The 13,586-nt window shown below is 70.2% G+C and carries 16 protein-coding genes; 8 read left to right on the top strand and 8 right to left on the bottom strand.

Going from position 1 to position 13,586, the window contains the following annotated elements:
• Nucleotides 1-78 precede the first annotated feature (78 nt).
• Both M1L60_RS33715 and M1L60_RS33710 read left to right on the top strand, forming a co-directional pair.
• Nucleotides 79-630: a sigma-70 family RNA polymerase sigma factor gene (locus tag M1L60_RS33715; protein ID WP_253241617.1), complete on the top strand. Its 552-nt coding sequence runs from the start codon at nucleotides 79-81 to the stop codon at nucleotides 628-630.
• A gap of 42 nt (nucleotides 631-672) precedes the next feature.
• Nucleotides 673-930 (top strand): hypothetical protein, encoded by a 258-nt coding sequence (locus M1L60_RS33710; protein ID WP_253241616.1) that lies wholly within the window; start codon nucleotides 673-675, stop codon nucleotides 928-930.
• A gap of 1 nt (nucleotide 931) precedes the next feature.
• On the opposite strand, the gene M1L60_RS33705 is transcribed toward M1L60_RS33710, so the two are convergent.
• Nucleotides 932-1,645, bottom strand: a complete 714-nt coding sequence (locus M1L60_RS33705; RefSeq protein WP_253241615.1) for a GntR family transcriptional regulator — start codon at nucleotides 1,643-1,645, stop codon at nucleotides 932-934.
• Between the two features lie 140 nt (nucleotides 1,646-1,785).
• Between M1L60_RS33705 and M1L60_RS33700 the strand changes: the two genes are divergently transcribed.
• The 4 genes from M1L60_RS33700 to M1L60_RS33685 all read left to right on the top strand — a co-directional run bounded on the left by M1L60_RS33700 (nucleotide 1,786) and on the right by M1L60_RS33685 (nucleotide 6,484).
• Nucleotides 1,786-2,796 carry an SAM-dependent methyltransferase gene (locus M1L60_RS33700; protein ID WP_253241614.1) on the top strand — a complete coding sequence of 337 codons (1,011 nt, stop codon included), beginning with the start codon at nucleotides 1,786-1,788 and terminating at the stop codon, nucleotides 2,794-2,796.
• Between the two features lie 16 nt (nucleotides 2,797-2,812).
• Nucleotides 2,813-3,634, top strand: a complete 822-nt coding sequence (locus M1L60_RS33695; RefSeq protein WP_253241613.1) for a maleylpyruvate isomerase family mycothiol-dependent enzyme — start codon at nucleotides 2,813-2,815, stop codon at nucleotides 3,632-3,634.
• A 20-nt stretch (nucleotides 3,635-3,654) separates the two neighbouring features.
• Entirely contained in the window at nucleotides 3,655-4,686 is a 1,032-nt protein-coding gene (locus M1L60_RS33690; RefSeq protein WP_253241612.1) for a hypothetical protein, read from the top strand.
• A 100-nt stretch (nucleotides 4,687-4,786) separates the two neighbouring features.
• A complete protein-coding gene (locus tag M1L60_RS33685) occupies nucleotides 4,787-6,484 on the top strand; it encodes an amidohydrolase (protein ID WP_253241611.1) in 1,698 nt (565 codons plus the stop codon).
• A gap of 188 nt (nucleotides 6,485-6,672) precedes the next feature.
• On the opposite strand, the gene M1L60_RS33680 is transcribed toward M1L60_RS33685, so the two are convergent.
• The 6 genes from M1L60_RS33680 to M1L60_RS33655 form a co-directional block, all read right to left on the bottom strand.
• A complete protein-coding gene (locus M1L60_RS33680; RefSeq protein ID WP_253241610.1) occupies nucleotides 6,673-7,296 on the bottom strand; it encodes a helix-turn-helix transcriptional regulator in 624 nt (207 codons plus the stop codon).
• Between the two features lie 161 nt (nucleotides 7,297-7,457).
• Nucleotides 7,458-8,081 carry an NAD(P)H:quinone oxidoreductase gene (gene wrbA / locus M1L60_RS33675; RefSeq protein ID WP_253241609.1) on the bottom strand — a complete coding sequence of 208 codons (624 nt, stop codon included), beginning with the start codon at nucleotides 8,079-8,081 and terminating at the stop codon, nucleotides 7,458-7,460.
• A 193-nt stretch (nucleotides 8,082-8,274) separates the two neighbouring features.
• Entirely contained in the window at nucleotides 8,275-8,895 is a 621-nt protein-coding gene (locus M1L60_RS33670; RefSeq protein WP_253241608.1) for a DUF4232 domain-containing protein, read from the bottom strand.
• Between the two features lie 47 nt (nucleotides 8,896-8,942).
• Nucleotides 8,943-9,452, bottom strand: coding sequence for a cupin domain-containing protein (locus M1L60_RS33665; protein WP_253241607.1), 510 nt, complete (start codon nucleotides 9,450-9,452; stop codon nucleotides 8,943-8,945).
• Between the two features lie 361 nt (nucleotides 9,453-9,813).
• Nucleotides 9,814-10,284 (bottom strand): MarR family winged helix-turn-helix transcriptional regulator, encoded by a 471-nt coding sequence (locus M1L60_RS33660; RefSeq protein WP_253241606.1) that lies wholly within the window; start codon nucleotides 10,282-10,284, stop codon nucleotides 9,814-9,816.
• 14 nt (nucleotides 10,285-10,298) lie between these two features.
• The gene (locus M1L60_RS33655) at nucleotides 10,299-11,336 is read right to left on the bottom strand and encodes a M20/M25/M40 family metallo-hydrolase (RefSeq protein WP_253241605.1); all 1,038 of its coding nucleotides are present in this window, start codon (nucleotides 11,334-11,336) and stop codon (nucleotides 10,299-10,301) included.
• A gap of 250 nt (nucleotides 11,337-11,586) precedes the next feature.
• Here M1L60_RS33655 and M1L60_RS33650 point away from each other — a divergent pair, with 250 nt between their 5' ends.
• Both M1L60_RS33650 and M1L60_RS33645 read left to right on the top strand, forming a co-directional pair.
• Nucleotides 11,587-11,871 (top strand): hypothetical protein, encoded by a 285-nt coding sequence (locus tag M1L60_RS33650; RefSeq protein ID WP_253241604.1) that lies wholly within the window; start codon nucleotides 11,587-11,589, stop codon nucleotides 11,869-11,871.
• Nucleotides 11,872-11,928: 57 nt separating this feature from the next.
• Complete coding sequence (locus tag M1L60_RS33645; RefSeq protein WP_253241603.1) at nucleotides 11,929-12,627, top strand: GNAT family N-acetyltransferase; 699 nt, start codon at nucleotides 11,929-11,931, stop codon at nucleotides 12,625-12,627.
• Here the strand turns inward: M1L60_RS33645 and M1L60_RS33640 are convergent.
• Nucleotides 12,622-13,488 carry a dioxygenase family protein gene (locus M1L60_RS33640; protein ID WP_253241602.1) on the bottom strand — a complete coding sequence of 289 codons (867 nt, stop codon included), beginning with the start codon at nucleotides 13,486-13,488 and terminating at the stop codon, nucleotides 12,622-12,624. The two genes, M1L60_RS33645 and M1L60_RS33640, sit on opposite strands and share 6 nt — an antisense overlap.
• Between the last annotated feature and the right edge of the window lie 98 nt (nucleotides 13,489-13,586).

Genomic DNA, 13,586 nt, shown 5'->3' with positions numbered 1-13,586 from the left:
ATCGAATGCAATAACCGCTCCACAACGACGTAACTAACGTTGAAGTTAAATATAACTGGTCACCAATAAGCTTTTCCCATGAGCAGCGCTACCAGTGTTTTGGAACGCGACGTCGCGGCCCCCTCGGAATGTGACGCCGAGAGCCACATGCGCGAGATTCACCGCAACAACGGCAACGCGCTCCTGCATTTTCTGCGGGGCCTGGTGTCGCCGGGCGCCTCGCACACCGCGGAGGACCTGGTGCAGGAGACGATGCTCCGGGCCTGGCGCAGTCTCGACGCCGTGCCGGTCGAGCCCGAGTCGCAACGGCGCTGGCTGTTCACGGTGGCCCGCCGTCTGGCCATCGACGCCTACCGCAAGCGCCAGTCCCGCCCGGTGGAGGTCAGCCTGGTCGACACCGAGCCGGCGGGCTCGGGCAGCGAGGCCGCGGAGGCCGTCATCGCCAAGCTGACGCTGCACCACGCCATCGGCGACCTGAGCGCCGCGCACCGGTCCGTCCTGATGGAGCTGTACATCGACGGCCGCAGTCTCGACGACGTGGCGAGCCGGCTCGGCATCCCGGTCGGCACGGTCAAGTCACGGGCCCACTACGCCATGCAGAGCCTTCGCAATGCGCTGGTCAACGGCTGACCACAGCCGGGCCGGCGCCTGAGAAGCCGAGGTGAGCAACCAATGGAACGAGACCTCTGCCGACTGTTGCGGGACCTCGTCGGCCGCCTTCCGGACGATCTCCGAACCGAACTGGGTCACCGGCTGGCCGACGGGCACGTCATCGAGGTGGCGCACGCCATCGTGTTCGCCGCCCTCGCGTCACCGGCAGCCCTGAGCGAGGCCGAGGCCGGGCTGCTGGTCACCATGCTGGCCGAGGCCGGTGAGGACACGGGACTGGCCCGGGCCGTCCGGCCCGCCGAGCCGGCCCGGGCCGGCTGATTCAGTCGGCCGGGCCAGGAGCCGGGTCGACGTCGAACACCTCGTCGAGACTGAGCCAGTTCTCCCGGGCGGCCGTGGCCGCCGCCTCCGCGTCGCCGGTCTCGCACAGCGTGATGATGCGGTCATGCAACGCCACGGAATCGCGCCCCCGTAATGACGAGAATCGCAGCCTTTCCATTCGGCGAAGCACCGGCGTGAATTGCTCGAGGACTGTGCGCAGAGCCGGATTGGCTGAGGCGGTGACAGCAACGCCGTGAAATTCGTCGTCCGACGCGATCGCGGCATCGACGTCATCGCGTTCGAGCGCCTCGGCGAAACGTCTGTTGGCCACCCGCATGGCCTCGATCTCGACGGGTGACAGTTGTGGCACGGCCTCACGGACGGCGAGCTCGTGCATCGCCGCCGTAACCGTCTGGGCAGCTCGAGCGGCCCGCGCGTCGATCGGGCTCACCATCGTGTACCGGCCCGGTTTGGTGTGAACCAGACCGGCTTCCTCAAGCCGGGTCAGCGCCTCGCGCACGGGCGTGCGGCTCACCCCCAGCCACTGGGCCAGTTCCGCGTCGTTCAGGCGCTCACCCGGGGCCAGCGTGCCGTCGACGATGGCGTCCCGGATCGACCGGTAGGCGTTCTCGCGCAGCAGGGACCGCGGGATCACACCCGCCTGTTCAGGTACCGGCATGCAATATATTCCACACCGCCCAACGGAGCCCGTCAACTCGCCGGACCCGCTGGTGAGCAGCGTTATGAGCCAGGCGTGTCACGTTTCACGCCACTCCGGCTGAGCGAAGACGTCCGCCGTGCGTCGCATGGAATGAGGGCCACCGACGGTCCGGCCGCACAGAGACACGGAGCGAGATGACCGACGAAGAAGAGAGCGAACAGCGGTTCGCCGAGGCGGTGGCGGCTGCCCAGGTGGTCGAACTGTGGTCGTCCGGCGCGCAAGCTCTCAGCCTGCTCGCCGCGGCCCACGAATGGGGCTGGATCCGGTTTTTGGCGACACCCCGGGACCTCGACCGGCTGGCCGAGTTCACCGGGCACTCCCCCGAGCGGGTTGCCGTCATCCTGGACGCGCTGCAGGCGCATGGAGTGCTGCGGCGCGACGGCCGGACCGTGAGCCTGACCCCGACTTTCGCGACGCTGGCGGCCGACGACGCCTGGCTGACCCTGGGAGACGTGCTGGACAGCGCCGACCTGGCCCGTCGCCTCGTCCGGGGCGCCGTCCAGGGCGCCACCGCTCCCCTGCCGGGACCCGACGCCCTGATCGCCGCCCGGACGGCCGGCGGCCGGCCCACCTCCGTCACGACGGGCCTGGTCGAGCGGCTGCTCCAGGACCTCCCCGAGTGGCACGAGACCCTGCCGCAGGGGCATCTGCTCGACGTCGGCTGTGGCGTCGCCACCAACACGCTGACGCTGGCCCGGATGTTTCCTGGCTTACGGGCTACCGCCGTCGAAGTCGTGCCTGAGGTCGCGGTCGAGGCGCGACGCCGCGCCGATCGGCTCCAGGTCGCCGACCAGGTCGACGTGCGCTGCCTGGACGCCCGGGACTTCGACGGAGCCACCGCGTTCGACAGCGCCTGCTGGGCCCAGTCGTTCTTCCCGGAGCCGGTGCGGGCGGCGACGCTGGCCATGATCCGGCGGGCTCTGCGGCCGGGCGGGTGGCTGATTCTGGAAGAGGAGAACGCCGACGGGCAGGACCTCGACCAGCGTTCCGGCCCGCTCCGGCGGCTCGTCCGGCAGCAGGCGCATCCCGCGCTCGACCGGACCGCGGAGGAACTGGCCGCCGAGGCCGAGGCCGAAGGCTTCAGGCTGCACCGGCTGGCCTCGACCCGGTTCGGACGCTTCGTGCTGCTGCGCCGGCCGGTCTAGGGTGCGGGAGGCCAGAATGACGACTCCGGTGCTGACCGAGAAGCGAGGCGTGCCGGACGCTCCCGAGACGATCGGCGACGAGCTGTACCGCCAGCGCATGAACTTCGCCAACCTGCTGGCGGCGCTCGACCCGACGGACTGGGAAGCGCCGTCGCGCTGTTCGGAGTGGTCGGTCGCCGACGTGGCGGGGCATGTGCTCAACGGGGCCGAGTTCCACGTCGCCCGCCTCACCGGCAGCGCGAACCTGGCCCGTTTCACCCGGTACGGCGCGTTCCAACCGGCCGTGACCCCCCAGGCCTGGCTGCGGGACTCGCCCCGCCGGACCCCCGACGCGACGATCAACGAGCTGCGCGAGCTCGCTGTATCGGAGCGCGAGCTCTTCCGGGCTCGGCTCGAGGCCCCGGACGGCGAACCCGAGCGAGGGCCCACCGGGCGGCCGCTGCACTGGTCGACGCGGTCGCTGCACTCGCTGTGGGACAGCTGGATCCACGAGCGGGACGTGGCCCTGGCGCTCGGCCAGCCGGCGCCGTCCGCCGCGCGATCGTTCCCCCTGGCCACGATGTACGGCTTCCTGATCGTCGGGAGCGTGGCCGCCCGGCGGGGTACGCCGCTGCACGTGACGCTCGACCTGTCCGACATCGCCGCGACACCGTACGAAATCGGCATCACGGCGGACGACGTCTACGTCGCCGCCGGGTCCCGGACCGTCCCACAGGTCTTCGGCTCCGCCGCCGAGATGCTCGACAGCGCGGCCGGTCGGAGCCCTGGCCTCCGAACGCTGCAGGCGCCGGATTTCCTGCTGACGGCCCTGCGCCACTTCCGCGTCGCGCTCACCTGATCGACCTGGAGACGCCCGCTGTGACCGACACCTTCCCCGCTCTGCCGGCCCGCTGCCACGACTTGCTGCTCCGCCTGGCCGGCGCCGTGCCCGACGATGTTCTCACCGCGGCCCGTACGCATCTGGCTCATCACAGGTTCGCCGAGGCCGCCCAAGCCGTGCGCGACGCCGTCGCCGGCGGCGCCGCTCCCATCAGTGCCGCCGATCGCGAACTGCTGGAAGACCTGTCGTCCGGTGACGTTCCGGCCGCCGGGCCGGATGCTCCGTCTGAGGACGCCGACCTGACCACCGCAGTCCTGGAGTTCTCGCCCGAACTGCCCGACGCCGAGGGCACCACCGCGGTGATGCTCGACCTGAGCGGCCAGCCGGACCAGCTCGACGAGATCGACGGTGTGGTCGTCTCGGCCGTCGGTCAGATCCCCGGCTCGACAGCGCTCTGGCGTGCCTGGCGATGGGGCGCTCCGGGTCAGCCGTCGTCGGAGCCGGTACGCGTGTACCTGCTGCTCACCGACGACGCCGCCGGTCGTCCTGACGCCTGTGACCGGGCGCAGTCCGCCCTGGCCACGGCCGGGGTCGCCGACCCGCAGGTGGAGGTCTTCCACGACGGCACGGCGCTTCCGCCGTATCAGCGGCAGGCGCTCGGCCGCTCCGCGCTGCTCTGGACGACCGGCGGGTCCGCACCGGTGAACATCGCCCGCGTCTTCGACTCCTACCACGACGTCACCGGCGGTTCGTTCGCCGCCGACCGTCCGACCTTGGCCGGCGCCGAACTGGAGCAGGTGGCGCTCTATCTCGAGAGCGGATCCGTGCTGCTCGCGACCGGAACCCTCGACCCCGACCCGTTCGACGAGGGGCTGGGCCCGATCGTGCCGGTCACCGTGCGCACCGACGGGCAGTGGGTCTGGAACGACGCGGTCGTCTACTTCCTGCGCACGTACGCGATCAGCCCCGACGCCGAGCTGCTGGAGCACATCCGGACGCGCCGGTACCGGATTGCCGAACCCGGTCTGGTCGCCGAGCACCGCGCTCTGGCCGCACTGTTCCGCCCCTGAGAAGCAAGACGTGACGGGGGCCTCCCCGCCGGAAGTGAATGTCCAGCCGTGCCGTGCGTCTTCCCGGGAAAGTCCACTATCGACGGACCCGGGAGACGACATGATAGAAGAACACATCGGACGGCGACGGCTCTTGAAGATGTTCGGATTGAGCGCGGGCGCCTCCACCGCGGCCGTCCTGGCCGCCGACCCGGTCCTGGCGGCGACACTGGGCTACGACGAGACCCGCGGTGTCACGCCGGAGACCTACCGTCCGCCGACCGGCCTCGCCCGCGCAAGCACGGGCAAGGCCACCGCGCTGTCCTGGATCGGCGCGAATCAGAAGACCCTGACGGGTGTGAGCGACCGCATCTGGCGGCACGCCGAACTCTCCCTGCGGGAGTGGAACTCGTCCCGGGCGCTGGCCGACCTGTTGCGCGCGAACGGGTTCGACATCCGGTGGGGCTCGGCCGGCTTTCCCGCCGCCTTCGTCGCCACCGCCGGCTCCGGTGGTCCGGTACTCGGCTTCAACGCCGAGTACGACGCCTTGCCCGGCCTGTCGCAGAAGGCCGGGGTAGCCCGCCACGACCCGCTGGTCTACAACTACGACGCCTACGGTCCGATGCACGGGCCGGGACACGGCGACGGCCACAATCTGCTCGGCGTGGGTGGCGTCGCCGCGGCCATCGCGACGGCCCGGGCCGTCCAGAAACACGGGCTCAAGGCGACCGTCAAACTGTTCGGCTCGACCGGCGAGGAGCATCTGGTCGGCAAGGCGTACGCGGTCAAGGCCGGGGTCTACGACGGTCTGGACGCGTTCCTCGACTGGCATCCGTTCAACGCGACCGTGCCGTTCTGGAACACCACGAGCGCCCTGATCTCGGCGACCTTCACCTTCCTCGGCGCCTCGGGGCACGGCGGCACCCCGCTCGGCAACCGGAGCGGTCTGGACGGCGCGCTGCTGATGGCCACCATGTCGGAGTTCCTGCGCGAGAAGAACGTCGCGCCGTCGGGCCGGCTGCACTACGCGATCATCAACGGCGGAGGCGCACCCAATGTGACCCCCGACATGTGCTCGATCTGGTTCTACGTACGGGAAGGAAGTCCGGAACGGGCCCGGGTGCTGTACGACAAGGTGGTTGAGTGTGCTCGCGCAGCAGCTCAGGCGAGCCAGACCCGGCTGATGCACCGATTCCACGCCGGCACATGGAACCTGCTGGCAAGCAAGTCCGGCGCAGAGTTGCTGTACGACAACATGCGGCAGATCGGCGCGCCGGTCTTCTCCGAGGCCGACCAAGCACTGGCCCGCGGGATCCAGCGCGCGCTCGGTAAGCCCGAGGTGGGCATGCCCACGGAGCTGGTCCCGCTCACGGCGCCCGCGGCCGGGTACACCGGCGGGCTGTCGACCGACACTGCCGACGTCAGCTGGCAGGCGCCGACCGCGGTGCTGCTGACGGCGGCCTTCCCGCCCGGTCTGCCCAACCACAACTGGGGCTTCACCTCGACCGCGGCCACCCCCATCGGCCATCAGGCCCTTCTCGCCGCGGCGCGCTACCTGGCCGCGTCCGCGATCGACCTCATCGAGCAGCCGGCCCTGCTCGAGGCGATGAAGCAGGAATTCGAGCAGCGCAAGGCCGGGGTTCGGTGGGCCAGCATGATTCCGGACGATCTGCAACCGCCGCTGTACGAGCCGCCCGCCGACTTCCTGGCGGCGACCGGACAGAAATGGCCCCCGGCCGGCGTCACCTGGCCGGCGCCCCCGGTGGTGTCCGAGGAGCAGCTGGGCACGACCGGACCAGCGATGCCCCCGGTGACCTGACCGCGGGACGGCCGTACGAGGCGTCCGCCGCGGGAACGGACAGGTTGGAGGGTCGACACACCGACCGGCTCGGGCCAGGATCGATGCGTCGACCTCACTGATGCCGACGCGGCGGATGACCCGTGGTTCAGCACAGGGGCCGACGATCGACGTGGGCCGGCCCACCGGCCCGTGCCGGCCGGCGCGGTTCAGATGACTCCGGCGCGCACAGCGTAGGCCACGACATGCGATCGGTTGCGCAGCTGGTACCGCTCCATGACGCCGTAGATGATCGTCTTGACGGTCCGGACGGAGTACCGCATGCTCTCGGCGATCTCGTTGGTGTTCAGGCCGTCGGCCATCAGCCGCAGCACCTCGACCTCCCGCGCAGTCAGCCCGGACAGCGTGAGCCCGTTGGGCTGCAGGATCTCCCGCTGCATCCGGCGGAAATGCTCCAGCAGTTCGCCCATCAGGCGGGCGGGCATCACCCCGCCCCCGTCGGCGGCGGCCAGCACGCTGTGCACGAGACGCTCGCGTCCGACCGCCGCGCGCGGGATGATGGCGACCACCCGGTTCTCGACCAGCACCATCAGCTGCGACTCCTCGATCTCGGAGGCGACCAGCACGACCGGGCGGTCGACGGTCGCCGTGAAGTGACGCAGCATCGAGAAGACGCCGAAGGTCAGACGTTCCGTCTCCACCAGCAGCACGTCCGGGACCTCGGCGGCCTCGTCCTCCAGCACCGTGACACCGGGGTGCTCGCTGAGGTAGCTCGCCAGCCCCTCGGCCACGAGCGCGTCGGTGGTCCGTACCTGCACGCGCACCATCGCCACGACCAGTCTCCCTGTCTCCGTGCGGGCTTCTCCTTCCCAACCGACGCAGCCGGGCGGCCGCGGTTCAGCGTCTCCCCGGTCACAAGCGCGCCCGGGCGGGGCGGAACGACGCGGTCCCGGCGATCAGCGCTGATCGCCGGGACCGCTCTTCCCCGCCCCCGTCAGGCGGCGAATCCCCGCTTCAGAGCGCCCGCGATGCGGATGACCCGCTCGGCCTGGTGCCGGGCCGCGTTGCGGGTGTCCTCGCTGATCGAACCGAGGTTCGGACCGAAATCGGCGTGGTGGGAGGTGCCGTACGGGTTGCCGTCGACGAACTTGACCGGGTCGGTGTACCCCGGCGGCACGATGATGCCGCCGAAGTGGATGAAGCTGTTGTTCATGGCCAGCAGCGTGGACTCGTGCCCGCCGTGCCGGGTGCCGGTCGAGGTGAAGCCGCTGTAGACCTTGTCGGCCAGCGCGCCCGACATCCACAGCGGCGACAGGGTGTCGAGGAACTGCTTGAGCTGGGCGGCCAGGTTGCCGAAGCGGGTCGGCGAACCGAAGATCAGAGCGTCGGCCCAGGAGACGTCGTCGAGCGTCGGGGCCGGAACGTCCGCGGTGTTCGTGTGGTGGGCCGCCCAGATCGGGTTCGCGTCGATGGCGGCCTGGGGCGCCAGCTCGGCCGCCTTGCGGACCCGGACCTCAGCGCCGGCGTTCTGTGCCGCCTTCGACATCTCGTCGACGATCGCCGTCCCGGTACCGGTTGACGAGTAGTAGATGATGGCGAGCTTGACTGGGTCGGACATGGATGGTGTTCCTCTCGATTGTCGGTGATACATCACCTAGAGCTTAGATGATGTATCACCTTTTTTGGCTGGGGGCCGATTGATATGTCGACCACACCTTCGTTCAACGCATCCGGCGGATCGGAGTTCAGCCGGTCGCCCCGATACCGGCCGGGCGTTCCGGATTCAGTGGCTCCGGACCGCCCGGCCGGCATCACCAGTCGACGACGCCCTGGCGAGCCGGTTGCAGCGTGCCGACCTGCAGAGATGCCATCGTGATGGCGCTCGCCGCGGAGGGCGGGAAACCGGACAGCGTCGCCGCCGGGCCATCGGTTCCGGCCTGCAGGTTGAAGCGAAGGGTGTTGCCGACGCCACAGGAGTCTGAGCCCTTGTCGCAGGGCCGCCACTTGATGCCCTCGAACGCCGCCGCACCCGGTCGTAACAGCGCGGGCACCGAAGGGCCGGGCTGGTCGACGTTCCGCGTGGGCACGTCGACCACCTCGCCGGCCGGATTGACCAGCGAGATGGCGATGCGCCCCTGGACCCGGCAGGTGAACTTCGACCGGTTCGCCAAGGTGACCAGCCCACGGGCCTGACCGTCCGCCTGGTCCGGCTGCAAGGTCACCACGACCGACATGTCATCGTTACCGCATGCGCGGGCGGCCGCGGCCGATGAAGTAGCCGGCGGCGAAGGCGTGGGCTTCGAAGCGGTCAGGGCCGGTCGCTCACTGGCGGGCGCGATCGGAGCTTGTTCGCCGACCGCGCAGGCCTGCATCATGACGATGCCGGTCACGACGGCTACGGCGCCCGCCGCGCGCTTGATTGTCTGTGCCATTGGGGTTCCCTCGTCCGGACCGGTGTGACTGAGCAGCCGGGCGCCGATCAGACGGCTTCGACGCCGTACTTCTTGAACAGGCCGAGGATGCGTTCGTCGAATCGCTCGGGCCCCCAGGTGTCCACCTGCACGCCCGGCGTGGGTTCGTCCCCGCCCTCGAGGAAGAGGCCCTCGGCGCCGGCCGGCGTATAGATGAACAGCAGCCGGGTGGTGTGCAGGCCGACGTTCTTGAACCGGTGCTTGACCATCCGTGGGATGTGGACGATGTCGCCGGTCACCGCGGTGAAGGTCTCGTCACCGTTGAGGAATTCCAGCTCGCCCGAGAGCAGATAGAAGGTCTCGTCCTGTTCGGCGTGGGTGTGCGGCACCGGGCCCCCGCCCGGCGGCACGCTGGCCTCCACGATCCCGACCGAACCCGCGGTCTGGGCCGACTGCAGGCGCACGGAGTAGACGTCGCCGGAGAACCACTTGGTGACACCGTCACCAGCGGGCACGTAGAGCCCGCCACCACTGGTTTCACGGGCCTCGATCGTGCTTTCAGGGATCGTGAGACTCACAGCACTCCTCAAGTCAGACTACGGATGATCGACAGACGGACGGTGGTCCAACCGTGGGGCGCGGAGAACCACCGTCCGACCTACCTGACGCACGGCTCGCGCCGAGGTTCAGGCGGCCGGCCGAGGCTCACGCAGCGGGCCACCTGACGGGCTCCGAGGGCGAGCGAGTGGACCGTCTCGGCGGGCAGACCGACCAGGCTTCGGACGGCCGGTCCGACGACGCTGAGAACTGGCCGGGCTCGCACGGTTGCGCTCCTTCGGCTTGATGGACGGCATCTGGTGCCGTCCATACGCCGTGGTTCGGGGCGCGGTTCACGTTGTTCTTGCCTCGGCCTCGCCGGCTGTGCGCGGCCGCAGCATGTCACTCGTCGAACGGTTCGTCCCGCAAGTTGTCGAGCACCGTCTCGGACATCTCGGCCAGGGTGTCCAGGTGGGCCGGAGTGAGGACGTCGAAAAACAGCCGCCGCACGTGGAGCACGTGCAACGGGAGCGCCCGGTCGATCACGGCCCGCCCCTCGGCCGTCAGCGCGATGTTGGTGCCACGAGCGTCGTCAGCGGCGGCTTGCCGTTCGACCAGCCCGCGCCGGACCATGCGGGAGATCTGATGAATGATCCGGGTCTTCTCCCACCGGAGAGTATCGATCAGCTCGAAAACCCGCATCGGCCGGTCCGGGGTGAGGCGCAGCACGCTGAGGATCGAAAAGTCCGCCAGCGAGATCCCGACCTCGCCCGTCAGGTGGCGATTCATGTGGCGCCGGACATCCTCCTGCATGATCAGGAAGCCGCGCCACGCCCGCAGCTCGCGCTCACTCAGCCGTTCCGGTCCGCTCACCGGGTTCATGGTAGTCAGCCGGCGGTGAGTCGCTCGAGGGAGCGCCGGGCCACCTCGGCCAGCACGAGCGAGGCATCGGCCAGGATCGCGTCGTCGGTCGCCGCCGCATCCACGAAGACGTGACATCCCGGCACCTCCGCCAGCACACGGCAGACGTCGCCGGCGGGGACGATCGGCGCCGGCAACGGCTCGAACCGTCGCGGGCCGAGCGTCTCCCCCACCACGCCCACGACGAACTCGCACGCTGCGGCATCGTTCAAGGTCGTCGGGCGGCCGCCGGAGAAGGCGACCTCGGCGGTCATTCCGTAGGCCTGGGCGATGGTCGTGCAGAGCTGACTGATCTCGAGCCGGGTCCTCGTCCGGATGTCTTCGGAAAAGGTGACGACCGTGCCGGAGAGCCGGTTGTCCGGTGCCATGGCCAAGGTAGTGATCGTGACCGGGTCGACCCGGCCGGACCGGCGAGTCGTCATCGCCTCCAACGCCGTGATGATCCGCGCCGCGACCGGCAGCCGGTTCCGGTCGCTCATGCTGCGGACAATCACGGAGAACGTGTCGGTGGCCCCCATCACGGTGCCCGCTCGGCTGCGGAAAATTCCCTGAACCCGATCATCCGAGCGCCCATGAAAGGTGTAGGACTCCGACGGAGCGGTGCCCGCGGCCTGGACCACCCGCCTGCCGATCACCCGGCCCGCGTCACTGCCGTCCTCCTCACCGGGTGGGAGCAGCAGGACGACACTGCCGGCGGGCACGCGGTGCCGGGTGAGAATCCGGGCCGCGCCGACCAGGGCGGCGGTCGACAAGTCGTCCAGGCCGGCCTGGAGCAGCACCACCGGACCGGGCCGGGCCCCGCGAACCACCGCGGTCACCGACGACAGGGCGACCCCTTGCGACACCTCGAGGTCCAGTCCGGCGAGCGCTTCCAGAACCGTCGCCTGGGTGTACGGCCGGTGCAGTCCCGCCTCCACGTGCGCCCGCAACGCCCGCCGCAGGCGTACCGGATCCGGATGCGCCGCGGCTGTCCCTGGCCCGGCTCCGGCTGGATCGGTCGGCATTCGATCGGCCCTTCCTGCTCGAAGAAGACGCGGAAACGGCGAGCCGCCGCCCGGCCACACCGGCACAAACGCGATCCGGGCCGGCGGGTTCATCGCGACAGCCGGTGAACCGCACCTTCGTCATCGGCGTATGGGGATCGGCCGGATCAGCGGGCCCACTGTGAAAGCCGGATGAACGATGAGCCCCGAGGAGCTGACTATGTTCGGAATGTTCAGACGCCGCCCGCGCAGCCGCCGAGAGATCGGTCGCATGCATGTCGTGACGCCCAAGGCGCCCGCTGTCTCCTCCCAGTCGCTCATCCGGGACGCGCTGGCCGAGATCGACCGGCACCTGCCCGACGGCGGGCCGGCCCGCGACGCGCTCCTGGACGTCCGGTTGAAGCTCAGCCCGCCGGTCGGATCCGCTCCGACCGGCGGGGCCGAGCATGCCGAGAGCGCCACTTTCCGCGTCCTCGGTCTGCTGCTTCCCGACAGCTACCCGACTGCGCTGCCGGACGAGCGCGACTGGCCGGCACGACAGCGGCCGCCGGCGTGAACTTCGGCTCCCTCCCTCCGTCTGCTCCCGGAGCAGGCCGAGATTCGGGGAGCGCGCATGACGATCAGTTCCGACCCGCTGACCCGGCCGGTGTGGGCCTCGCTCACCAGCCGGCATGCGGCTCTGGCCGAGGTGTGCGGGCTGGCCGCGGGGTATCCCGGCGACGTCGCCGACCTTCATGCCGTGGCCGACCCCCTGGACCGCCGGGCGTGGGCCGACCTGGCCGTGCTCGCCGGACCGGCGACGCCGATCACCGTCCCGGGCGGGCCGGATGTGCCGGCCCGGGGCTGGGCACTGCACCGGCGCCGCTCCGCCGTCCAGCTCACCGGCGCGCGGATCCGTACCTGTCGCGACCCTCGCGTGGTGACCCTGACCAGCGCCGATCTGGCCGCCATGCACGCACTGGCCCAGCGAGCCGGCACCGGGCGGCTGTGGACTCGAGCCCTCGCCCTGGGACAGCATCTGGGGGTACGCCGCCATGGCCGGCTCATCGCCATGGCCGGCGAGCGGTTGCGGCCGGCGGGGTGGGCCGAGATCAGCTCCGTCCACGTCGATCCCGCCTACGCCGGCCGCGGCTGGGAGGCGGGGATCGTGGCGGCGCTGGCCCACGTCATCGAGGAGCGTGGTGAACGGCCTTTCCTGCACATCCTGGCGTCCGACGCCGTCCGTGTCCGCCGCTTCGGCGCCCTGGGTTTCACCGACCGACGCCCCATCACCTTCCACTCCTACCGGCGGATCACCACGCGCCGCCTATGACGACGCCGGCGCCAGCACGAAGTCGTAGTGCGCGACCAGGAACGGCCGGTCCATGACCTTCCCGTCCGGGGCCGGTCCGGGCTGGTGCTCGACGAAATGGGTCACCAGTGCGTCCTTCACGCCGAACACCACGTCCGAGTCCAGGTAGTCGGTGCCCGCCGGGAACAGATGGGTGACCAGTCTCCGGTAGCCGGGCTGGTCGATCAGGAAGTGGATGTGGGCCGGACGGTACGGGCTGATCCCGGTCCGGCTGATCAGCTCGCCGACCGGGCCGTCCATCGGGATGGTGTAGCCCAGCGGGACGATCGTGCGTACGCAGTACCGGCCGTCCGCTCCGGCCCGGTACCTGGCGCGCAACCGGGCCTCGTCGACCTCAGGCAGCTGGGACTCGTACGCACCGTCGACGTCAGCCTGCCACACGTCCAGGACGGCCGACGGCACCGGCAGGCCGTAGAGATCGGTCACCCGTCCGAGGATGAACAGCGGGGTGCCGGGCAGCTCCTCCGACATGTCGAAGCCGGACTCGACCACCGGGGACCCGTCGATGTGGAACGGCCCCAGCACGGTCGCCGGCGTGGCCCGCTCGTCGGACTTCTGATCGAGCTGCACCACCAGTGAGCTGAGCCCGAGCACGTCGGAGGCGAGGATGAACTCCTGGCGCTTGTCGTCGCTGATCTGCCCGGTGCGGGTCAGCCAGCCCAGGGCGGTCATCCACTCGTCGGCCGTCAGGTCGACCTCGCGGGCGAACGCGTGCAGATGCCGTACCAGCCCGGTCATCAGCTCGGCCGTGCGCGGCGTATGAGCAGTGCCCCAGCGCCGGACGGCTTCCTCGGTGAGGCTCTCGCCGGAGTCGTCGGTCATGGTGGTCCCCTCTTGCGGCGTTGATTGCTTCGTAGGCGACGACGGACCCCGCCCAGCCAGGTTCAGAGAAGCCCGGGCACGAGGTGAACCCCACACCG

Origin of the sequence: Paractinoplanes aksuensis (assembly GCF_024137025.1) — a bacterium.
Taxonomy (GTDB): Bacteria; Actinomycetota; Actinomycetes; order Mycobacteriales; family Micromonosporaceae; genus Actinoplanes; species Actinoplanes aksuensis.
This window is presented reverse-complemented; position numbering and strand designations above follow the sequence as displayed.